The sequence below is a fragment of the Variimorphobacter saccharofermentans genome (assembly GCF_014174405.1).
GTDB classification, from domain to species: Bacteria; Bacillota; Clostridia; order Lachnospirales; family Lachnospiraceae; genus Mobilitalea; species Mobilitalea saccharofermentans.
This window is the reverse complement of sequence record NZ_JACEGA010000001.1, coordinates 3,805,922-3,826,931: the sequence shown is the minus strand read 5'-3', so window position 1 is coordinate 3,826,931 and position 21,010 is coordinate 3,805,922. Positions and strand designations below refer to the sequence as shown.

Below are 21,010 nucleotides of genomic sequence, written 5' to 3'. Positions count from 1 at the left end.
AAGTTGTATGAAAATAAAACCATAAAATAGTTAAATTTTGAAGGGAATACAGGGAGCTTCTGTCGAAAAAACGACTACTTTGTTTACAAAAAATTCATAGTATGTTCATAATTTCGTGATAAAATAGGACTTATGCATCACCTATAGAAAACTATGAGCATTACTGAAAAACTTAGATAATAACCGACTTTTATATAAGGAGATTTATAATGTCTGAGGGTGAAAAAGACAATAAGGACTTCGAATTTATTAAAGAGCAGGTAATTGAGAGAAAAGGCAGAAAAATCAAGAAATGGTTACTCCCTCTTATAATGACGGTCATTATGTCAATTTTATTTGGAGTAATTGCTGCAGTTACATTTGTGCTCACTGAACCTAAATTGTATAAATTGTTACATAAGGATGAGGAAGCTAAGACTCCGATTGTTTTTCCAACCACGGATCCTAATGAGAATAAGGAAGTACCAACGACGACTCCCAAGTTAAGCCCTACACCGAAGGTGGAAGAAACGACAGATCATTCTGAAGAACAGGATGATTCGAAGGAGCAGACATCGGATAACACTGATAGTGATGCTCCGGATGATGAGAAAAGAGATCCGATTATTGTAGAACAAAGCATCGAAGCGGATTTGGATGACTTTGTTAATATGTATGAGAAGCTGAGGCTAGTTGCCTATGAGACCAATAAGTCCCTGGTGAGCGTTAACAGTATTATCAACGAAACGGATTGGTTTGGTAATCCGGTGGAAAGAACCATAAGCACCACTGGGGTCATTATTGGTAATAATAGTAAGGAGTTGCTCATATTAGTTAGCCTGGACAGGGTTAAGGATACGAATAGAATTACAATTAAATTTACAGATACGGTTTCGATTGATGCTACCCTGTTGGAGTATGATACAGAGATTAATATGGCGGTTCTGGCTATTTCCCTTACGAACATCCCAATATCCTTTTTAGAAAACCTAAAGGTAGTAAAGATGGGAGAATCCTATTCGATTTCTGTAGGCAACCCAATTATTGCGCTGGGCAGTCCAAATGGACATCCAGGCTCCATGGAGTTGGGGATTATAACCAGTAAAGGAAGCTCCGTCACGATCACAGATAATAAATTGGATTTATTTAACACCAACATTGAAGATAATAAGAATAGTGATGGAATTGTGGTTAATATGAACGGAGAGGTTATTGGCTTCATAACCCATACCTTGAAGGAAGATATTAATGAGAACCTAAACACCGTTATTGGTGTAAGTAAGGTAAAGCCAATTATCGAGCGCCTGGCAAATCAACAGCCTCTTATCTATTTTGGTGTAGAAACCGAAGATATGACAGAGTCAGCCAAACGGGAACATGATATATCCAATGGTATATATGTCAATGAAGTGCGGTCGAACTCCCCTGCTTTTGAGGCAGGAGTGATCAATGGAGATATTATTATCCAGGTCAATGATGCATCCGTTTTAAATACCAATAATTTTAATAATATTATATCCGAGTACGAGCCGGGAGAGCAGATTATGGTTAAAATCAAGAGAACCTCTGGAAATGTGGAGAAGGAGATGGACCTGCCGGTTGTTCTTAGGGAGAAAGTAAAGAAGTAGACTGATAATTGATAACAATGGTATAAATAAAGAAGGCAGAACAGATTATTTGATTATACTACAATCAATAATCCTTCTGCCTTTTATATATTCTATTTGTTATGTGTACGCTGACATGGGGTAAATAATCAAATGAAATAATGCTTTATATATCTGTAGGGGTGGGGTATAATATTGATGACAAGTGAGACAATGTATGAATTAGAAAGGTTTAGGACGGAATGAGATATATTCAGGATTTAAGAGAGAACGATATTATCAAGAACGAAATTTATTTATGTAAATCAAAACAGACACTGACTGGTAAAAGCGGAAAGAGCTATGTGTCATTGATATTACAGGATAAGACGGGCACGATAGATGGTAAGATATGGGATTTTAACAATGAAATAGAGCAGTATGAAGCGATGGATTTCGTACATATTGATGCGAGGGTAACCAGTTTTCAGGATAATCTTCAGCTCAATATCAGTAAGATATATAAAGGCCGTGAAGGGGAATACTATCCCGAGGATTATTTCCCTGTAACTAGTAAGAATATTGATGCAATGTACAAGGAGATTAAGGCATATGTTGCAGCAATAAAGGAGCCAAACCTTAAGGAGCTGGCGGAGGCATTTTTTATAGAGGATGCCGACTTTATTAAGAAATTTAAGAACCATTCTGCGGCCAAGAGCGTGCATCACGGCTTTGTTGGCGGATTACTGGAGCATACCCTGAGTGTAGTGAAGCTTTGCGAGTATTATACAACAAGCTATCCCATACTGAATAAGGATTTATTAATCACCGCCGCATTGTTTCACGATATCGGTAAGATGGAGGAGTTATCCGCATTTCCGGAGAATGATTATACAAATGATGGGCAGTTACTTGGCCACATCTTTATAGGGGCTAATATCGTCAGCAATTATATCAAAAAGAAAAATAAGTTTCCTGCAAAATTGTCAAATGAGCTTCTTCATTGCATTCTGGCACATCATGGAGAATTGGAATTTGGTTCACCGAAGAAGCCTGCTACGGCCGAAGCTTTAGCACTGCATTTTGCTGATAATACGGATGCGAAGATGCAGACAATAACGGAACTATTGGGAAGCGGTGATCAGAAGACGGAATGGATGGGTTACCAGAGGCTCTTTGAATCGAATATTATGAGAAGCACAAAGGGTATTGAATAGATTAAGTCGCAATGTAATAGAACGAAGGATTGGAATTAATATGAGCTCGCTAAAAAAGAATGATCAGGTAGAGATAACAATAGATGATATTGGCTCAGATGGTGAGGGAATCGGTAAGTACGAAGGATACACCCTGTTTGTTAAGGATACCGTAATGGGTGATACTGCACTGGTACAGGTAATGAAAACCGGTAAAACTTATGGATATGCCAGACTGGTAAAGCTGATCCGGCCTTCGAGCTTTCGTGTAGACCCGGTATGTCCAATTGCGGCTAAATGTGGAGGCTGTCAGCTACAGCATGTGGATTACCAGAAGCAGTTGGAATACAAAGAGAATAAAGTAAGAAATTGTCTGACCAGAATCGGAGGATTTACCGAATTCGAGATGGAGCCCATTATCGGAATGGAAGAACCCTATTATTACCGGAATAAATCCCAATTTCCTGTCGGACGTAATAAGGATGGCAGTGTTGCAATCGGGTTTTATGCAGGAAGAACACATTCCATCATTGATACGCAGCATTGCTATATCGGAGCGAAGGTCAATACGGACATCATATCATGTCTACGAACATTTATAGAGAAATATCACATAGAGCCCTATGATGAGAAAAGTCATAAGGGGTTACTTCGTCATATTCTAACCCGTGTTGGGTACAGTACGGGAGAGGTTATGGTGTGTCTTGTAATCAATGGGACGAAGTTTCCGCACACCGAGGAGCTAATTTATGAATTGAAGAAAATTCCTGGAATGAAGAGTATCTGTCTTAATGTAAATAAAGAAAAGACCAATGTAATATTAGGACAGACAATCCTGCCTCTCTGGGGAGAGCCGTATATTACTGATCGAATCGGAGACATTCAGTATCGGATCTCGCCGCTTTCTTTTTATCAGGTGAACCCGGTTCAGACGAAGAAGCTATATGATATCGCACTAGATTATGCCGATCTTCATGGAGAAGAGACCGTTTGGGATTTGTATTGTGGAATAGGAACCATATCTTTATTCCTTGCTCAGAAGGCAAAATATGTATATGGTGTTGAGATAATCCCGGAGGCCATCGAGGATGCGAAGAAGAACGCAGCCATCAATGCAATCAGCAATGCAGAGTTTATGGTTGGGGCAGCAGAGGATGTGCTACCTAGAAAATATACGGAAGAGAATATCCATGCAGATGTGATAGTTGTGGATCCTCCGAGAAAGGGTTGTGAACAAAGTCTTTTGGATACCATACTGTCCATGTCCCCCAGGAGAATCGTATATGTTTCCTGTGATCCTGCAACGCTGGCAAGAGATTTAAAATATCTCTGTGAGAAGGATTATAGACTGGTGAAGGTTAGAGCAGTGGACCAGTTTTCCCATTCCACTCATGTCGAAACAGTTGTTTTAATGTCGAAATAAGAGAGTTCTGGAGCGGTTGAAAATACTGGGTTTGAGAGACGGTGCAATACAAAAGTTAATAATTCGACTTATTTTGCCCTTTGGTATGTGTTTGTGGGAACATATCAAAGGGTTTATTTAGGCTTCATAGTTATTTTAGATTAGGAGTATGTAAAAGATATATAAATGAATATTTACATTATAGAAATATATGGTATATTATATTATTAGATATTGTTAATATGTTGAAAAATAATATCGACAGTATAATTTAAATTAAATCGACATAAATCAGCTTATACTTAGGTAATTATACCAATTATAACTAGAATCTATTACTTACGCTAAATTTATACCTCTAATAGCTTACACTATCACTAAACGTTGAACTTGGGGTTGTATAGTCACCGTACCAACCATTTAAAGCAGCAAAAGTTTAGTTCCTAGCATCAAGAGAAAAGTTTTGTAAGGGATATTATTACATATGATTTATAGGGGGTTTTTCTATGGAAATATTTGAGAACATTAACACTATTGTATCATTAATAGCTGGGGTAATAAGTATAGTTATGTTTTTATTGTCAAAAAGGGAGAAGGACGAATGTGTTAAGATTAAAAATCAGATTAATCAGCAAATTCAGATAAATAAAGATTCATCCATAAGCAGTAACGATCAGTTTAATATAAAAAGTGTTAAAACATTTGACAACAGAAAATCTATAAGATAGAGGTGTCAAAGATGGGTGATGAATTTAATATTGAAAATGTAGAAAATTTAGTTACGAATGTTCCACTTATGGAAATATCCGATATCAGCAAGATAATAAAAGAAATGATTAAAATTAAAAATGATGTAACACGAGTTATAAATAAAAAAACAAAAATTTATGATATTGAGGATAAGACTTCACTGAATAATTTCACTGATAATTTAAAAGCAAAGATAAAAAAGTGTCATATTGACTCATATGATATAGTTGATGATGCAATAAATTGTATAGAAGAATTAGAACCAGCGATTAGAAGGGATTTATATGATTATTATTGGGAAGTATATTTAGATGTTTTGTCCGAAATGGAGATAAGCATCAATAATACGGAAAGCATTAAGAATCACTCTGATAAAATATATTCAAATTTATTGAGTAGAATAAATGATCAAATATTTACTGGAAAAAAGTCGAAAATTGAAACCAATAAAAAGATTACATACTTGAATGCTATAACAGCCTATGTATTTTATGAATGTAAGTTTTTAATCCCTATAGAAGGGGATGCCATTATGTTATAATGGGGGTTTATCATTATGATAGTTGATTATGAAAAAAACCCAAAAAATTCACTAATATACACATCAGCAATTGTTCTATCTTTCCTAAAAGAAAGCAATGGAAAAGTGGATTTTGAGGAATTATATAAGTATTGTAAGAGCCAAAAGATTGAGTATTCCATATTCATACTGACTATAGATTGGATGTTTTTAGTAGGATTGATTAAGGAAATTAATGATAGAAACGAGGTAGTATTATGCAATTAATAAGCCTAGTAGTTTCAAAATCAACCACTAATGAAATCATAAGAAAGATAACCTTTAACCCTAAAGGCTTATCTTTAATTGTTGATGAAACAAATAAGGTTAGTAGTGGTAGTAACATAGGAAAAACAACAGCAGTTAAAATAATAGATCTATGTTTAGGTGCCAAATCAGTATCGAGCTTATATAAGGAAAAAGATACTGGTGAAAATGTGATAGTTGGGGAATTTCTTGAAAAGAATAAAGTAGTTGCAGAGTTAACATGTAGAATTGATGGTAAGACACATGTTTTTAAAAGGGCTTTGTATAAAAATGGTAAGAGTCTAATAGATGGTGAACCAATTCGAAGCGCTACTGAATACAGAAGTGATTTAAATAAGATTATCTTTAACAATTTAAATGATAAACCTTCGTTTAGACAACTAGTTTCAAAATTTATCAGATTGGAAAATGCAAATGAAGCTGCTTTACTAAAATTCTTAGGTACTTATACTAATAATTACGAGTACCAAGCTATCTATGAGTATTTATTTGGGATTGATGAATCTAAGTCTGAAAATATAGATATTATATCACTAAATGAGAGTATTGATAAAGATATAGAAGCAATATATAGAAAGAATGGAGTAGCCTCAGTAAGAGAATTTGAAACTAAAATAGGATTAATGAAGGAGGAAGTAGAAAAGTTTAGGAAGTCTTATTCCGAAGTGACAGTAATAGAAGACTATGAAACAAAAATCCGTGAAAATCAATCTGTGCTATCGGATTTAAAAAAATTAGAAGCTGAATATTCAAAAATTAACCTTAAACAAGAGTTGATGAAAGAAAAAATAAGAAAAGAAGAAGAAAAAATTTTTGCAGTTGATACCAAAATACTTCGACAAATTTATGAAAAAACAGAATTGGTATTAGATAAGCAATTATGTGATTTCGAGGAACTAGAAAAATTTCATAATGGAATGATTAATAAAAGAATTGCAATGCTACAGACCACTTTAAATGAGTTGGAAACGGAATCAAAGATTATTTATGATGAACTGCAGAAATTGCAAAAAGTATATGAAAAAAATTATGTCAGCTTTAATGTTGAGCTTAAGGATAAGTTTGAAGAAAAATATAATGATTATGCAATCAATAAGATTAAACTTGAAAATTTTATTAATGATTATAATTATATAATTGAGAAATTTCAAGAAAAGGAAAATAACTTAAGTAAAAAGGTTGAAAAAAACAACGATAAGACTAAAAAAGGTAAGATAGAAGAAAGATTAAGCCATTATTTTAAGGAACTAACAAGTAAAATCATAGGTGAACCTTTTGCTATTGTCTTAAATGAAGATTCAGATGAAGATGCTTTCCCGGTTAAAATTATTGGTATGAATGGTAAACCAGGGACTGGTATAAAAAAAGCTATGATAACATGTTTTGATTTAGCTCATATTAATTTAATAATTGAAATGAAGTATCACATGCCAGTTTTTGCAATTCATGATAAAATGGAGAATATTGATTTGAAAGAACTTGCAGGTATAATAAGCGAAGCACGAAATTTTGAAGGACAATATATATTTCCAATTTTAAGTGATCGTATTGACTTGATGGGTATCAAAGAAGAAGAAGTTGTTTTAAGGCTATCTGCTAATGATAAATTTTTTAGAATATAAGTTAGATTGCAATTCAAGTATGCTTTCAAATTTAAATCGAAGACATCAATAACGACCACTCAAGCCATGTGGAGAGCGTAGTATTGATAACAAGAGTAAAAGATTGAGAGAGCTTAAAACCCTTATATATCAAGGGTTTTAGCAGATATGGGTATGAAACCCACCAGGCGAAAAACATGAAAATATCGCTTCGCGGAAACAAGTCCATAAAGTCACTTTTTGATAGTCAAGTGGTCAGGTTAGATGTCATAGCCCCGCGAGTGGTCTGGTTAGATGTCAGCGTTCGCGAGTGGTCAGGTTAGATGTTTTTTCGGAAGTTTTTGAGGTTGTGTGGTCAGGATAGATGTATTTATAAACGAAGTGTCACATTTAAATACCGGATCATATGAATTTAGTCACTTTATTGACTGCCCCCAAGGCTTAATTTCTTGGGTGGCAGTCTTTTTTTAATTTTTTATGAAATTACTCAAAAGTTGTAAGCGGTAGATAATGGGTACTCTAGACCGCTGTATAGATTTTTGAGAAAATAGACTTATTATTTAACCGGGTTAAAAAAGTTCAGTGCTCAACTTTTTTGACTCCTTACAAGGAGGTAAGTCTATGAGCTCAACAACAAGTATGATTGCCACACGCTATCGATTGCAGGAATGGGCTGAGCAGGTTCGTGCCTGTCAGAATCGACCTGATGGAATGAAAGTCATCGATTGGTGTGCACAAAACAACATAACCAAAGCGGATTATTACTATAGACTTCGCAAGGTTCGGGAAGCCTGTCTCGAAAGCATGCCAAAGGACATGGTTTCAACATCAATTGTGCCGGTACCGGCTGAAGTCATGAATCCTAAATCTGCTCCGAGCACAAGTACAGGTCTGGATATCTCTGTGAACGGCTTTTCTATTCATGTGACAGAAGCTACATCATTAGATCTACTGTCTACAATACTACAGGTGATCTCTCATGCTCAATGATGCCACATGTTTTAAGCAAATCTACCTAGTGACTGGATATACAGATCTTCGTTCCGGTATTGACCGTCTGGCTGGTATCATAGAAACGCAAACCGGTATAGATCCTTTTTCGCCTGATACACTTTATCTTTTTTGTGGAAGAAAAGCGGATCGTATAAAGGGGTTAGTCTGGGAAAAGGATGGCTATCTCCTGCTATATAAGCGCCTCGCAGCTGGTCAATATCAATGGCCTCGTAATGCTGCAGAAGTTAGAGTTCTAACCCCACAGCAATTCCGTTGGCTAATGGAAGGGCTTACCATAACCCCGAAGAAGTCTGTAAAGCCGGTATCACCGGAGTATGTTACATAAGCTTTGTGCAAAACAGAGAAAATATATCTTGTTTTTACACGTTTAAAAAACGTAGAATCATCTATAAATGATTGCCTTCTACATACCTTCAGGCAGCGATATATAAGCGATATTTATCAAAAAATAAAATTTGACATTTCGAAAGGCATTTAATTACCACTCCATTACGGGATTCACAAAGCCTTACAACCATAGGCATTATGACGAAGCTGTCAGAAAATGAAATTCGCCAAATAAAGCATAATACGCTATAATAGACTTAATGAAAGGATGGTCTGTTATGGCAATAAAATATACCGAAGAACAACTGAATAGCTTCGATAAGGTCGTATTGGTTCAGTTGCTTCTAGCCAATCAGGAACAGCTTGCGTCCATTGACCAAAAACTTCAATTGGTGCTTGAACAGCTTGCCACAGCAAACCATAAACGCTATGGCAGGTCTTCTGAAAAGCTAGATATCGATCAGCAGATCGCCTTTAAAGAAGTAGACGATCAGATTGTGTTTTTCAATGAGGCAGAGGCAGTTGCCAACCTAGGCGAGATCGATGTCGAAGATGAAGATACCGTAAAATCAAAACCAACGAAACGCAAAGGCAAACGAGAAGAAGATTTAAAGGGACTTCCTATCGTTAAGATTGAGCATACCATGTCTGAAGAAGAACTCAGAAAGGAATTTGGCGGATCAGCATGGAAACAGCTTCCGGATGAAGTGTACAAACGATATAAATTCACCCCGTCTAAAGTAGAGGTGGAAGAACATCACGTAGCTGTTTATGCCAGTAAAAAGGATGATCACATAATAAAAGCAAAGCATCCGGGCTATCTTCTTAGAAATAGCCTGGTATCTCCATCGTTGGAAGCTGCTATCATAAACGGAAAATATGTCAATGCTGTTCCTCTTTACCGTTTGGAAAAAGAGTTTGAACGATATAATCTTAACATCTCCCGTCAGGATATGGCAAACTGGACCATCCAATGTGCAGACCGATATCTGGCAATCCTATATGATTATCTACATGAACGGATTTATGATTATCATGTACTTCAGGCAGATGAGACACCAGTCCTTGTTAATAAGGACGGGCGTACTGCCGGATCTAAGAGTTATATGTGGGTCTACCGTACGGGTAGGATGTATCAGGACAAGCAAATCGTCCTATACGATTACCAACAGACCAGAAACACAAGCCACCCAAGAGAATTCCTTAAGAATTTCAAGGGAGTCTGTGTTACCGATGGTTATCAGGTATATCACACCTTAGATAAAGAACGTGACGATCTGACCATCGCCGGTTGTTGGGCGCATGCCCGACGTAGATATGATGAAGCGGTCAAGGCTCTTCCTGAGAAAGATCAAAAGAGCAGCCTTGCATATCTGGCATTAAAGCAGATACAGGCAATCTACCGGGAAGAAAAGCGATTAAGCGAGCTCTCACCGGAAGAAAGACTGAAACTTCGCCAGGTCAGTGTGAAACCATTGGTAGAGGCTTACTTTGTATGGGTAAAAGAACACATCGGCAAAGTTCTTTCAAAAAGCAAAACATGGAGTGGATTTAACTATTCCATCAATCAGGAAAAATATCTAAAAGCATTCCTGGATGATGGTGAAGTGCCAATGGACAATAATGCTGCTGAACAATCAATCCGTGGTTTTTGTATCGGTAAGAAAAACTGGGTAATGATCGATACCATCAATGGGGCTAAATCCAGTGCCATTATTTACAGTATTGCCGAAACGGCGAAAGTAAACAATTTGAAACCTTATAATTACTTCGAATATCTTCTGACAGAAATCCCGAAGCATCTGGATGAAACAGACCGGAGTTTCTGTGAAGACCTGCTTCCGTGGTCGCCAAAGCTGCCTGCGGAATGCAGAAAATAGGTAAATATCTTCGTCACTCATCAGAGTGGCGAATTTTTATAGGGGTACTCACTATCTACCGTTTACCAAAAGTTATTGACATATGCCATAAACGGGGTATAATAAGAATAGATGGCATATGCCAGAAACTAAAAGGAGGTGAAAAACATGCCGAGAAGAGACGGAACCGGCCCAATGGGTGCGGGATCAATGACTGGAAGAGGATTAGGGCTTTGCACAGGTGCTAATGCAGTTAAGTACGGAGCTGGTCTCGGAATGGGATTAGGTCTTGGACTTGCTTGCAGACGTGGTTTCGGTCGTGGCTTTGGTAGAGGATTTGCATTTAACCAGACCTCCTCAAAAACACAAAAAGAGCTGCTGAACGAACAGAAAACCATGTTGCAAGATCGACTCGAAGTTATTGATAAGCAATTGGAGAACCTATAATGAGCATCAGAAATAACCGGAGGACGCTCTGGTTATTTCTGATTAGAATGGAGGTGATGAATTATGGCGAGACCGATGAAGTGGAGAAAAGTTTGCTGTTTGCCTGAAAGTAATAGATTTGGGCCTCTTGATTCGCCTGCCGACGCAGAAAACCATGTAAATATGACTGTTGACGAATATGAAACCATAAGGCTTATCGATTTGGAAGGCTTCACTCAAGAAGAGTGCGCCAAGCAAATGAATATTGCTCGTAGCACCGTTCAAGGCATTTATATCGAGGCCAGAAAAAAGCTGGCTGAATCTTTAGTAAATGGAAAGGTGCTTTTGATTGAGGGTGGCGAATACCGGCTTTGCGAAGGATTAGGGAATGGTTGTGGTCGTGGCTGTCATAGGCATAGGCGTGGAGGGCGCTTTGCAAATGAGCAGGATTGAGGTAACTGAGTATATATTTTGAATTAGTAAAAGAACGGAGGATTCTTATGAAAATAGCAATTCCAGTAGATGAGAAAACCTTGGAGTCGAATGTATGTGTATCCTTTGGACGTACTCCCTATTTTCTTATTCATGATGTAGAAACGAAGGAGAGTATATTTATTGACAACAGTGCGGCGGCAAGCACAGGCGGCGCCGGGATTAAAGCTGCACAAATAATAGTTGATAACAAAGCAGATGTTTTACTCACTCCCCGCTTAGGGGAAAATGCTGCTGACGTGCTAAAACCCGCTGAAATCAAAATTTGTAAAACCATAACTGGTTCAGCCAAAGATAATATTGATGCTTTTATCGATGGGAAATTACCTTTGTTGGATGAATTTCATGCCGGATTTCACGGGCACGGGGGCAACTAATATGAGAATAGCTGTGCTAAGCGGCAAGGGTGGCACAGGAAAAACACTGGTATCGGTGAATTTAGCTGCGGCAGCAAAAGCATCCACATATATAGATTGTGATGTAGAAGAGCCGAATGGGCATTTGTTTTTTAAGCCTGAAGGAATTCAAGAAGAAGAAATATCAGTAAAGATTCCAAAAGTTGATCATGAGTTATGCAATGGATGTCGAAAGTGCGTTGATTTATGCAACTTTAACGCCCTTGCCTATATTAAAAATAAACTGATTGTCTTTGACGATGTGTGCCACTCTTGCGGCGGCTGTATCTTGGTTTGTCCTGTAAGGGCACTAACAGAGAAAGCAAAGGTTATTGGCAAAGTGCAAAAAGGTGTTTCTGGCGAAGTGGCGGTATGGACAGGAGTATTGAACACCGGTGAAGCTACGGGTATTCCTATTATAAAAAAGCTACTTGAGGAAAGTTCGGAAGTAAATAAGCAGACATTTATCGACTGTCCACCAGGAAGCGCTTGTATTGTGATGGAGAGCATCAAAGATGCGGACTATTGCATACTGGTGGCTGAACCGACATTGTTTGGTGTGCATAACCTCAATATGGTATACGAACTGGTCAAGTTATTTAATAAGCCATTTGGGGTGCTTCTTAACAAATGTTTGGAAGGAGAAAATCCTGCTGAGAAGTTTTGTTTGGAAAAAAATATTAAGATATTAGGCAGGATTCCATTTGACAATGAACTTGGAACCTTGAACTCAAATGCGAAAATTGCTGTTAATAGAAATGAAAAGTACCGAGAACTGTTTTCTTCTCTGCTTAACAAGGTGACAAAGGAGGTGCAGCATGAAACAACTACTAATCCTTAGCGGTAAAGGCGGAACCGGAAAAACGACAATAGCAAGTGCGTTTATAAAGCTTGCTGATGCCAAAGCATATGCGGATTGTGATGTAGATGCGCCTAACCTGCACCTCATTACCGGATGGAGTGTTAAACCTGCAAAAACTGACTGTTATGGGTTGCCAAAAGCAGAGATAGATCCGGAACTTTGCATTAAATGCGATCAGTGTAGGCAAAACTGCCGATTTGATGCTATTTCAATAGATGAAAAATACAAAGTGGATCCTTTCGCATGTGAAGGCTGCGGCGTTTGTGAGTATGTTTGTCCTGTGGAAGCGATAACTATGAAACCGGCAGTGGCCGGGGAATTGATGCTGTATTCTGATGGAGAAAAAGTATTTTCAACAGCGCAACTGAAAATGGGCAGTGGTACCTCCGGAATGCTTGTAAATGAGGTGAAAAAGCAAATGAAGGCTGCGGCAGCTGATGCGGAACTTGCCATTATTGATGGATCTCCCGGAATAGGCTGTCCTGTCATCGCATCACTTAGCGGTGTGGATATGGTTTTGATAGTCGCAGAACCTTCCATATCAGGTATCAGCGATATGGAGCGCATTATAAATACGGCAGCAAAATTCGGAACAAAGACAGCGGTATGTATCAACAAATACGATACTAACATTGAGAACACAGAGAAGATTGAAGAGTTTTGTAAAAAACAAGGGCTGCCTTTTATCGGCAGGATACCCTTTGACTTAGGTGCGGTTAAAGCTATAAATAATGGTCAAACCATTGTAGACATAGACTGCACATCGGGAATTGCGGTTAAAGAGGTTTATCACAAAACAATGAATCTACTCTTTGAAAAAGGTGGTGGCTAAAGTCATGCTTATTAAAACGTTGGTTGAAAACACCTCGATATCAAAAGACTTTGGCAGCGAGCATGGCCTTAGCCTGTATATAGAAACAAAGAAACATAAAATATTGTTTGATGTGGGCGCAAGCGAGCTGTTTCTTCAAAATGCAAAAAAGCTTAATGTGAATATTGCTGATGTTGACTTTCTTGTGATTTCGCATGGACACTATGACCACGGCGGAGGGCTAAAAACCTTTTTGAAAGAAAACACAAAAGCCGAGGTATTTCTACATCGACTCGCTTTTGAAAAGCACTATGCGATCCGTCCAAACGATGAATTGGATTTTATAGGTCTTGATGAAGAACTGAATCAAAACAAACAAATTGTCCTCACCTCAGACCGTTTCTTTATTAACAGTGGAATCCAAGTATTCTCTAATATTACCCAAAGAAAGCCGCGTCCAAAATCAAACAGTGGTTTGCTAAAGGAATATAAGGGGCAAACGATAGCTGATATCTTTGCACATGAACAAAACCTCGTGGTAGAGGAAGACGGGAAAACCCTATTAGTAACAGGCTGCGCTCATAATGGCATCATAAATATACTTGAGCATTTTCACACGCTAAAAGGTCGAATGCCGGGCTATGTGATAGGTGGATTTCATCTTTCCAGCCGCTCAGGCGGAAACGAGGACTCTGAAATGATAGATAGAATTGGTAAATACCTAATGGGTACAAAAGCAAAGTTTTACACCTGCCATTGTACAGGTGTCGAGCCTTATAAAAGGCTGAAAGCTGGTATGAGGGATAGCATCGATTATCTGTCAGCAGGCAGTGAAATTGTAATCTAAATAAAAGGAGCAAGATTATGAGCGAAAATTGCAATCAAAGCTGTAGCAGTTGTTCGGAGGACTGCGCAGAAAGAAAAGAACAAAAAACAGATTTCTCCGAGAAGCTGCATGAGATGAGCAGTGTAAAAAAGGTTATTGGTGTTGTCAGCGGCAAAGGCGGTGTCGGAAAATCACTTGTTACCTCAATGCTTGCAGTTACAATGAATAGAATGGGCTATCATACCGCTATTCTAGATGCGGATGTTACCGGACCTTCTATTCCTAAGGCATTTGGTATCAAAGAAAAAGCTAAAGGCAGTGAGTTCGGCTTATTCCCTGTTAAAACGAAGACCGGGATTGATATTATGTCTGTAAATTTGCTTTTAGAAAACGATACTGATCCGGTTGTCTGGAGAGGGCCGATTATTGCCGGCACAGTAAAACAGTTTTGGACAGATGTTATTTGGAGCGATGTAGATTTTATGTTCATTGATATGCCTCCGGGCACCGGCGATGTTCCACTTACGGTATTTCAGTCCATTGCTGTTGATGGACTTATCGTTGTGACCTCACCGCAGGAGCTTGTATCCATGATCGTATCAAAGGCTGTTAAAATGGCTGAGATGATGAATATCCCTATTATCGGTCTGGTGGAAAATATGTCCTATTTCAAATGCCCTGATAACGGCAAGAATTATCAGATATTTGGCGAAAGTCATATTGAAGAAATTGCCGAAAAACATAATTTAAAGGTTCTTACTAAGTTACCTATTGACCCGAAAATCTCAGCTGCATGTGACAAGGGTATGATAGAGCTTTTCGATGGCAATTGGTTTGAGCCGGTTGCAAAAATCTTAGAAAAAATGGAGGAAAACTAAAATGCTGAAAATTGCAGTAGCAAGCGAAAATGGAATGGTGACTGAGCACTTTGGACATTGCGAAGGTTTCATGATTTTTGATACTGAAAATAATCAAATCATCAAAAGCGAAACCGTTGCTAACCCCGGGCATAGGCCTGGATTCTTACCTAACTTTCTTGCCGATTGCGGTGTAAATGTCATCATCAGCGGTGGTATGGGCGGAGGTGCGGTTGAGATTTTTAATGAAAGGAACGTTGAAGTTGTTGTAGGAGCTTCTGGTAACGCGAAAACTGCTGTAGAAAATTATCTGAAGGGTGAGCTTAAGACAACAGGTTCCGTCTGCCACGAGCATCAGCATCACGATGAGTGCGGCGAATAAAATAGCACATTTGCTTTTTCCAAACAATGATAATGTATATTGGCAAGGCATTTAATAAATATGCCTTGTGAATATAGAACAAAACAAGTGAGGAGGTAATGAAATGGCAAAATACATATGTTCCGTATGTGGATTTGTCTACGACGAAGCAAAAGGCATTCCCGATGCAGGCATTGCTGCGGGTACAAGGTGGAAAGACCTACCTGAGGATTGGGTCTGTCCGCTATGTGGTGCGACAAAATCCGAATTTGAGAAACAGGGAGAATCAGATATGACCCCGAAAAAGGAGCCGATATCTGTAATTGAGTCACCTGTAGATATGAAGGAGATGTCCCCCTTAGAAGTTAGTGCACTTTGCACGAATCTTGCACGTGGGTGTGAAAAACAGTACAAGCCCGAAGAAGCAACTCTATTTAATGAACTGGCTGGTTATTTTAAATCGGTATCAGCACCGACCGAAGACCCGCATTTCAGTAAGCTACTTGACCTTATTGAAAAGGACCTTAAGCAGAGCTTCCCAAATGCCAATGCCGTGGCAACTGATGCAAAGGATAGAGGTGCGCTCCGTGCTCTTGTCTGGAGCGAGAAGGTAACTCGGATTTTGAAATCTATTATAAGTAGATATCAAAAAGAAGGCGACGCAATGTTGGAGAATACAGGCGTTTATGTCTGTACTATCTGCGGCTTTGTGTACATAGGAGATAAGCTGCCGGAGGTTTGCCCTGTTTGCAAGGTACCTAATTGGAAATTTGAAAAGATTGAGGGGAGGCAATAAAAATGGCTGATAAATATGCAGTAAGAAATATACGTTTGTGTACAAAGGACTGTCTATGTCTTTATGTCTGTCCTACCGGGGCGACCGATACAGAAAACAGTATAATTGATGTTGATAAGTGCATCGGCTGCGGCGATTGTGCGGATGCCTGCCCATCCGGAGCAATTTCAATGGTACCGAAAGAGTATCCGAAGCAGCAAAATAAAACCCAGCCTGTTATCGATGCGCTGAAAGCGTTGACGCGCAGCAAGTCGGAACAGGAGAATATAGTCGCGGGACTTCCCGGGAAACTGGCTGTCGCCATCGAAAAATCTAATCATATTATGGCGGAGGATATTATCCGTGAAGCGGGATATATGCTGCCACAAAGCGAGAACGCTCAGGAATTCTTACAATCACTTCTGGGAGAAAAACAGCCGGAAGGTTTCCCAAAAGAAACTGTTAAAAAATTATTAGAAGCTTTTAATAAAAGCGAGGAGGACAAAAACATGAGTGAAAATAAGACACTTAAAAATTTGATGGCTGCATTTACTGGAGAAGCCGAAGCAAACAGAAAGTATACAGCCTATGCCAAGAAAGCCGAAAAAGACGGAAATCTCAATGCAGCGAAATTGTTTAGAGCTGCAGCTGACGCCGAAACCATTCACGCACTAAAGCATTTTGAAGTGGCCGGAAAAATTGGTTCAACGGCAGATAACTTGAAGGATGGGATTAACGGCGAAACCTATGAATATAAAGAAATGTATCCTCCTTTCGTAAAACAAGCAGAAGCTGAAGGTAATAAGGCTGCCGCTATGTCATTTACATTTGCTATGAAAGCGGAAGAGGTTCATGCCGGTCTTTACAAGGATGCACTGGAGAACCTTGATAATACAGAAGAAGTCTTTTATTATCTTTGCCCTGTCTGTGGAAATATCGAGAAGTTTCAGCCTGAAAAATGCAGTATTTGTGGCGTTCCGGGGGATAAATTTATTAAGTATTAAATCTGAGTTAAAGAATAAATAACTTATTGATATCCAATGTTAATAAGAGCAAGGCACTCTATGTTTCATAGAGTGCCTTGCTCGTTTTTACTCTATTCATCCACATCCACCGTCACGCCGGACTTGAATTCCACGGTGAATTTATCCTCGAAGACCGTGACCTTATCAATCAACCTCCGAACAAGCTGCTTGTCGTATTCGGCGAGGGCGGTGGACTGCTTCTTTAGGAATGTGCTCATATCAGCAATCCGCTTTTTGAGTTCATCACGGTTGGCGTTTTCAAGCAGTAGATTCTGCTTCTGGTCACGCAGGCGGTGGATCTCGTCGCCGACTTTATCATAATCGGCATTGGAGGTAGCCAGCTTCAAAAGTTCCGTTTGCAGCTCTTCCAACCGCTTATCGATATCCGCCAAAGCCTTGTCGCTTTCACGGCTTATAACGGTGGCGATGTTGTCCCGTAGAGTAGTGAGAAAAGAGTCTTTGTCGCAGAGCGTCTGATTGATGGCGGTGACCAGCACTTGCTCGATGGTACTTTCCAGTACCGTGCGGGCGTCGCAGAATAGGCCTGTGTTTTCTAATCGGCTGACACAGCGCCAGACGATAGACTTCTTACCTCTGTTGTTCCAATGTACCCTGCGAAAAACCTCACCGCATTTGCCGCAGATGATTATTTGAGCAAACACGTGGTTGCTGCTGAAAGTTCTGGTCTTTCCGTTCGGGCTTGTGTGCACAATACGGCGGCGAATAAGCTCCTCCTGCACCTGCATGAAAACTTCACGCGGGATGATGGCTTCATGGCTGTTCTCTACATAGTACTGCGGAACGATACCGTTGTTCTTGACCCGCTTCTTTGTAAGAAAATTAACCGTATAGGTTTTCTGCAAGAGCGCATCTCCGATGTACTTTTCGTTTCGTAGAATGTTGTTAATGTTACTGGTGTGCCAGCGCTCATTACCTGCTCCGTTTAAGATACCGTCGGCCTCTAACCCCCGGGCAATCTTCAGCATACTTGCACCCTCAAGGTATTCTCGATAAATGCGCTTTACGATTTCGGCTTCTTCGGGTACAACCACAAGACGCTTATTCTCATCCTTGGTGTAACCGAGGAACCGAGCGCAGTTGACTTGAATTTCACCTTGCTGATAACGATACTGCAGACCCAGCTTTACGTTTTGGCTCAATGACTGGCTTTCCTGTTGGGCAAGGGATGCCATAATTGTGAGCAGAACTTCGCCCTTGGAATCCATGGTGTTTATATTTTCCTTCTCGAAGTAAACGGGAATGTTTTTCTCCTTAAGCTGACGGATATATTTCAAACAGTCCAGTGTGTTTCGGGCAAATCGGCTGATGGATTTTGTAATGATCATATCGATATTACCTGCCATACACTCGTCAATCATGCGGTTAAATTCTTCGCGTTTCTTAGTATTGGTACCGGAGATACCGTCGTCCGCAAAAATCCCCGCCAGTACCCAGTCGGGGTGACCTTGTATGTAGGTGGTATAGTGTTCAATCTGCGTGTCATAACTGGTAGCCTGCTCATCGCTGTCTGTGGAAACACGGCAGTAAGCAGCAACGCGCAGCTTCGGTTTTTCCTCGTCCTTGCTCTTGCGAGTATGCTTCCTTGCCGGTATCACGGTGACATTTTTACTGACTGCCATTCTTGTTCACCTCCGTTTCAATTAAACTATAGGAGTATTCCGCTCGCTCGAAGGGGTCGTCGAATTCCTCTGTTCCTTCTTTCATGCGGAAGGTGGTAGGATAGACGACCTCTCTTTCTTGTTTAAACTTTTTGGTACGACCGAGTCTATCCGCCCGCATAATTCGTTCTGCTTCGGCAGTGTTGAAAGTGTCTTTGTCAATTATAGCCGGATAAAACTCATCACCGAGGTATCGGGTATTTCGTAGCATCCTGCCGATACCGGAATGGAAACCTTCAATACCAGCTTTCTTAGCTGCTGTCGCCAAGGAATCGCCGCTCAGGTAAGATTGGAACAATATTTTTATCTGTTCTGCAGCCTCTTTATCAATTACGGCTTTTCCGTTTTCAATACGGTAGCCAAATGGTATATGGCTCATTTATCTCACCAACCTTTCTTTCAGTGTAATGCCGCATTTTAGCTCAAATCCAATCTCTGCTCGGGAATACACAACAACCCGCTCCACAAAGCGTTTAAAAATATCACCGTCAAAGCCCTTCATTATCGATGCCTTGGTGGCATATTGCAATAGGGCACTGACCTCACTTAAGTTTTGGAAATCGTTATTTAAGAATCGGGTTATGGATTCCTTTTGACGGCGTAGTCGTTCTGCCTCTTGCAACAGTTCATTATTGCTCTTATTGTAAACGGCAGGCTCAAGATAACCTTTGGTCATCAGCCCAACCAGTACATTTCTCTGTTCTGCGTTTTCTTCAAGTTTTCGGTCAAGTGCCTGAATGTTTCCCATAGTTTCATCTGAATTCAACCCACGCAGGCTGATAAGTAAAGGTTTGAGGACGAATTCATGACCGAAAATAAATTTGTTCATCATGGTAACAAACGCATATTCAAAATCTGACTCTGGCACATATTTCATGGAGCATTTTTTGATGTCTTCGATATGAATGGAGCAGCACCAAGCAATTCTATGCCTGCCGCTTGAATGGATTCTGCGCTTAAATGTACCTCCGCACTGACCGCAGATGATACTACCCGAAAATGGATAGCGGTTTTGATATTTTTTATGTTGCCTTTCTAAGCCTTTTTCCTTGCCACGCTGTTCGATAATATCCTGAGCAGCTTCATAATCTTCATGACTGATAATCGCCTCATGATGGTTTTTGATCAGATACTGATCCTTCTCACCCCTGTTGTTATGCCGATTAAAATGGACATCGGTATAGGTTTTTTGAAAAATTACATCACCTGTATATTTTTCGTTCCCAACCATTCCACGGATTGTTGTTGCTGTCCAGCGACCGCCTTTTTTAGTGGATACTTTTCGGTTGTTTAACTCGGCGGCAATTTTGTGAGTGCTTTTACCGGATAGAATTGAAGCGAAAATATAGCGCACAATTTCTGCTTGTTGCTCGTTAACGACCATCTCCCCATCTACGTTATTGTAGCCATATGGCGGATAGGATATCTTGTACGTGCCATTTTGAAAGCGACGCTGTATCGACCACTTGTTATTTTCAGCGATGGAAACCGATTCACTTTCAGCCAGTCCACTTAGGATTGACAGCATGAGTTCGCTTTCCATTGACCCTGTGTTGATGTTCTCTTTCTCGAAATAAATAAAAATGCCGAGGTTAAGCAGTTTTCTAACCAGTTCAAGACAATCGGTTGTATTTCGAGCAAATCTGCTGATAGACTTCGTTACAATGAGGTCTATTTTTCTGTCTTCACAGTCTGCAATCATTCGAAGCAATTCAGGCCGCTTTTCCTTTTTTGTTCCGGAGATGCCCTCATCATAATAGAGCCCGGCGAATTCCCACTCAGGATTTGCATTGACGTAGGATTTATAATGCTTTATTTGAGTATCCAGACTTTCGAGCTGTTCATCGCTGTCGGTAGATACACGGCAGTAGGCCGCAACCCGCAACTTAGTCTGTTCGGTTAAATTGGCCGTGTTTTGAGCAATTTTCGTTACCTTTTTCAAATTCTCACCTCCTTAGTCA

General features: G+C 39.6%; 23 protein-coding genes. 20 read left to right on the top strand and 3 right to left on the bottom strand.

Annotated elements, in window-relative coordinates:
- Positions 1–209: 209 nt before the first annotated feature.
- From H0486_RS16655 to H0486_RS18600, 20 genes are all read left to right on the top strand, one after another.
- Positions 210–1,607 carry a S1C family serine protease gene (locus H0486_RS16655; RefSeq protein ID WP_228354066.1) on the top strand — a complete coding sequence of 466 codons (1,398 nt, stop codon included), beginning with the start codon at positions 210–212 and terminating at the stop codon, positions 1,605–1,607.
- Positions 1,608–1,828: 221 nt separating this feature from the next.
- A complete protein-coding gene (locus H0486_RS16650) occupies positions 1,829–2,782 on the top strand; it encodes a 3'-5' exoribonuclease YhaM family protein (RefSeq protein WP_228354065.1) in 954 nt (317 codons plus the stop codon).
- A gap of 40 nt (positions 2,783–2,822) precedes the next feature.
- A complete protein-coding gene (gene rlmD, locus H0486_RS16645) occupies positions 2,823–4,184 on the top strand; it encodes a 23S rRNA (uracil(1939)-C(5))-methyltransferase RlmD (protein ID WP_228354064.1) in 1,362 nt (453 codons plus the stop codon).
- Positions 4,185–4,669: 485 nt separating this feature from the next.
- Positions 4,670–4,891, top strand: coding sequence for a hypothetical protein (locus H0486_RS16640; RefSeq protein WP_228354063.1), 222 nt, complete (start codon positions 4,670–4,672; stop codon positions 4,889–4,891).
- Between the two features lie 11 nt (positions 4,892–4,902).
- On the top strand, positions 4,903–5,454 hold the full coding sequence (locus H0486_RS16635) for a hypothetical protein (RefSeq protein ID WP_228354062.1): 552 nt from the start codon (positions 4,903–4,905) through the stop codon (positions 5,452–5,454).
- A 15-nt stretch (positions 5,455–5,469) separates the two neighbouring features.
- A complete protein-coding gene (locus H0486_RS16630; RefSeq protein ID WP_228354061.1) occupies positions 5,470–5,700 on the top strand; it encodes an ABC-three component system middle component 6 in 231 nt (76 codons plus the stop codon).
- Positions 5,691–7,361, top strand: coding sequence for a DUF2326 domain-containing protein (locus tag H0486_RS16625; protein WP_228354060.1), 1,671 nt, complete (start codon positions 5,691–5,693; stop codon positions 7,359–7,361). Before H0486_RS16630 ends, H0486_RS16625 begins: the two co-directional genes overlap by 10 nt.
- A 600-nt stretch (positions 7,362–7,961) precedes the next feature.
- A complete protein-coding gene (gene tnpA, locus H0486_RS16620; protein ID WP_228352484.1) occupies positions 7,962–8,330 on the top strand; it encodes an IS66 family insertion sequence element accessory protein TnpA in 369 nt (122 codons plus the stop codon).
- The gene (tnpB, locus tag H0486_RS16615; protein ID WP_228352485.1) at positions 8,320–8,679 is read left to right on the top strand and encodes an IS66 family insertion sequence element accessory protein TnpB; all 360 of its coding nucleotides are present in this window, start codon (positions 8,320–8,322) and stop codon (positions 8,677–8,679) included. Before tnpA ends, tnpB begins: the two co-directional genes overlap by 11 nt.
- Before the next feature lie 280 nt (positions 8,680–8,959).
- Positions 8,960–10,561 carry an IS66 family transposase gene (gene tnpC, locus H0486_RS16610; RefSeq protein WP_228352486.1) on the top strand — a complete coding sequence of 534 codons (1,602 nt, stop codon included), beginning with the start codon at positions 8,960–8,962 and terminating at the stop codon, positions 10,559–10,561.
- A 147-nt stretch (positions 10,562–10,708) separates the two neighbouring features.
- Positions 10,709–10,987: a DUF5320 domain-containing protein gene (locus tag H0486_RS16605; protein ID WP_213818493.1), complete on the top strand. Its 279-nt coding sequence runs from the start codon at positions 10,709–10,711 to the stop codon at positions 10,985–10,987.
- Positions 10,988–11,050: 63 nt separating this feature from the next.
- Entirely contained in the window at positions 11,051–11,419 is a 369-nt protein-coding gene (locus H0486_RS16600) for a DUF134 domain-containing protein (protein ID WP_228354059.1), read from the top strand.
- Positions 11,420–11,466: 47 nt separating this feature from the next.
- Entirely contained in the window at positions 11,467–11,835 is a 369-nt protein-coding gene (locus tag H0486_RS16595; protein WP_228354058.1) for a NifB/NifX family molybdenum-iron cluster-binding protein, read from the top strand.
- Between the two features lies 1 nt (position 11,836).
- Entirely contained in the window at positions 11,837–12,694 is an 858-nt protein-coding gene (locus H0486_RS16590) for a nucleotide-binding protein (RefSeq protein WP_228354057.1), read from the top strand.
- A complete protein-coding gene (locus tag H0486_RS16585) occupies positions 12,672–13,547 on the top strand; it encodes an ATP-binding protein (RefSeq protein WP_228354056.1) in 876 nt (291 codons plus the stop codon). The genes H0486_RS16590 and H0486_RS16585 overlap by 23 nt, the downstream gene beginning before the upstream one ends.
- Before the next feature lie 4 nt (positions 13,548–13,551).
- Complete coding sequence (locus tag H0486_RS16580; RefSeq protein WP_228354055.1) at positions 13,552–14,373, top strand: MBL fold metallo-hydrolase; 822 nt, start codon at positions 13,552–13,554, stop codon at positions 14,371–14,373.
- A 17-nt stretch (positions 14,374–14,390) separates the two neighbouring features.
- A complete protein-coding gene (locus tag H0486_RS16575; protein WP_228354054.1) occupies positions 14,391–15,230 on the top strand; it encodes an Mrp/NBP35 family ATP-binding protein in 840 nt (279 codons plus the stop codon).
- Between the two features lies 1 nt (position 15,231).
- The gene (locus tag H0486_RS16570; RefSeq protein ID WP_228354053.1) at positions 15,232–15,591 is read left to right on the top strand and encodes a NifB/NifX family molybdenum-iron cluster-binding protein; all 360 of its coding nucleotides are present in this window, start codon (positions 15,232–15,234) and stop codon (positions 15,589–15,591) included.
- Positions 15,592–15,694: 103 nt separating this feature from the next.
- Positions 15,695–16,366 carry a rubredoxin gene (locus H0486_RS18495; RefSeq protein ID WP_323163558.1) on the top strand — a complete coding sequence of 224 codons (672 nt, stop codon included), beginning with the start codon at positions 15,695–15,697 and terminating at the stop codon, positions 16,364–16,366.
- Positions 16,367–16,368: 2 nt separating this feature from the next.
- The gene (locus H0486_RS18600) at positions 16,369–17,349 is read left to right on the top strand and encodes a ferritin family protein (RefSeq protein ID WP_015051393.1); all 981 of its coding nucleotides are present in this window, start codon (positions 16,369–16,371) and stop codon (positions 17,347–17,349) included.
- A gap of 92 nt (positions 17,350–17,441) precedes the next feature.
- On the opposite strand, the gene H0486_RS16555 is transcribed toward H0486_RS18600, so the two are convergent.
- From H0486_RS16555 to H0486_RS16545, 3 genes are read right to left on the bottom strand one after another with little or no spacing between them, the layout of a single operon-like run.
- On the bottom strand, positions 17,442–19,010 hold the full coding sequence (locus tag H0486_RS16555) for a recombinase family protein (protein ID WP_228354052.1): 1,569 nt from the start codon (positions 19,008–19,010) through the stop codon (positions 17,442–17,444).
- Positions 18,997–19,428 carry a recombinase family protein gene (locus H0486_RS16550; RefSeq protein ID WP_228354051.1) on the bottom strand — a complete coding sequence of 144 codons (432 nt, stop codon included), beginning with the start codon at positions 19,426–19,428 and terminating at the stop codon, positions 18,997–18,999. Before H0486_RS16550 ends, H0486_RS16555 begins: the two co-directional genes overlap by 14 nt.
- A complete protein-coding gene (locus H0486_RS16545; RefSeq protein WP_228354050.1) occupies positions 19,429–20,991 on the bottom strand; it encodes a recombinase family protein in 1,563 nt (520 codons plus the stop codon). It abuts the gene before it with no gap.
- Between the last annotated feature and the right edge of the window lie 19 nt (positions 20,992–21,010).

What these genes read in the sequence shown, in the direction of transcription:
- H0486_RS16655 (WP_228354066.1), top strand. Translation starts at nt 210, where the DNA reads ATGTCTGAGGGTGAAAAAGACAATAAGGACTTCGAATTTATTAAAGAG.
- H0486_RS16650 (WP_228354065.1), top strand. Translation starts at nt 1,829, where the DNA reads ATGAGATATATTCAGGATTTAAGAGAGAACGATATTATCAAGAACGAA.
- rlmD (WP_228354064.1), top strand. Translation starts at nt 2,823, where the DNA reads ATGAGCTCGCTAAAAAAGAATGATCAGGTAGAGATAACAATAGATGAT.
- H0486_RS16640 (WP_228354063.1), top strand. Translation starts at nt 4,670, where the DNA reads ATGGAAATATTTGAGAACATTAACACTATTGTATCATTAATAGCTGGG.
- H0486_RS16635 (WP_228354062.1), top strand. Translation starts at nt 4,903, where the DNA reads ATGGGTGATGAATTTAATATTGAAAATGTAGAAAATTTAGTTACGAAT.
- H0486_RS16630 (WP_228354061.1), top strand. Translation starts at nt 5,470, where the DNA reads ATGATAGTTGATTATGAAAAAAACCCAAAAAATTCACTAATATACACA.
- H0486_RS16625 (WP_228354060.1), top strand. Translation starts at nt 5,691, where the DNA reads ATGCAATTAATAAGCCTAGTAGTTTCAAAATCAACCACTAATGAAATC.
- tnpA (WP_228352484.1), top strand. Translation starts at nt 7,962, where the DNA reads ATGAGCTCAACAACAAGTATGATTGCCACACGCTATCGATTGCAGGAA.
- tnpB (WP_228352485.1), top strand. Translation starts at nt 8,320, where the DNA reads ATGCTCAATGATGCCACATGTTTTAAGCAAATCTACCTAGTGACTGGA.
- tnpC (WP_228352486.1), top strand. Translation starts at nt 8,960, where the DNA reads ATGGCAATAAAATATACCGAAGAACAACTGAATAGCTTCGATAAGGTC.
- H0486_RS16605 (WP_213818493.1), top strand. Translation starts at nt 10,709, where the DNA reads ATGCCGAGAAGAGACGGAACCGGCCCAATGGGTGCGGGATCAATGACT.
- H0486_RS16600 (WP_228354059.1), top strand. Translation starts at nt 11,051, where the DNA reads ATGGCGAGACCGATGAAGTGGAGAAAAGTTTGCTGTTTGCCTGAAAGT.
- H0486_RS16595 (WP_228354058.1), top strand. Translation starts at nt 11,467, where the DNA reads ATGAAAATAGCAATTCCAGTAGATGAGAAAACCTTGGAGTCGAATGTA.
- H0486_RS16590 (WP_228354057.1), top strand. Translation starts at nt 11,837, where the DNA reads ATGAGAATAGCTGTGCTAAGCGGCAAGGGTGGCACAGGAAAAACACTG.
- H0486_RS16585 (WP_228354056.1), top strand. Translation starts at nt 12,672, where the DNA reads ATGAAACAACTACTAATCCTTAGCGGTAAAGGCGGAACCGGAAAAACG.
- H0486_RS16580 (WP_228354055.1), top strand. Translation starts at nt 13,552, where the DNA reads ATGCTTATTAAAACGTTGGTTGAAAACACCTCGATATCAAAAGACTTT.
- H0486_RS16575 (WP_228354054.1), top strand. Translation starts at nt 14,391, where the DNA reads ATGAGCGAAAATTGCAATCAAAGCTGTAGCAGTTGTTCGGAGGACTGC.
- H0486_RS16570 (WP_228354053.1), top strand. Translation starts at nt 15,232, where the DNA reads ATGCTGAAAATTGCAGTAGCAAGCGAAAATGGAATGGTGACTGAGCAC.
- H0486_RS18495 (WP_323163558.1), top strand. Translation starts at nt 15,695, where the DNA reads ATGGCAAAATACATATGTTCCGTATGTGGATTTGTCTACGACGAAGCA.
- H0486_RS18600 (WP_015051393.1), top strand. Translation starts at nt 16,369, where the DNA reads ATGGCTGATAAATATGCAGTAAGAAATATACGTTTGTGTACAAAGGAC.
- H0486_RS16555 (WP_228354052.1), bottom strand. Translation starts at nt 19,010, where the DNA reads ATGGCAGTCAGTAAAAATGTCACCGTGATACCGGCAAGGAAGCATACT.
- H0486_RS16550 (WP_228354051.1), bottom strand. Translation starts at nt 19,428, where the DNA reads ATGAGCCATATACCATTTGGCTACCGTATTGAAAACGGAAAAGCCGTA.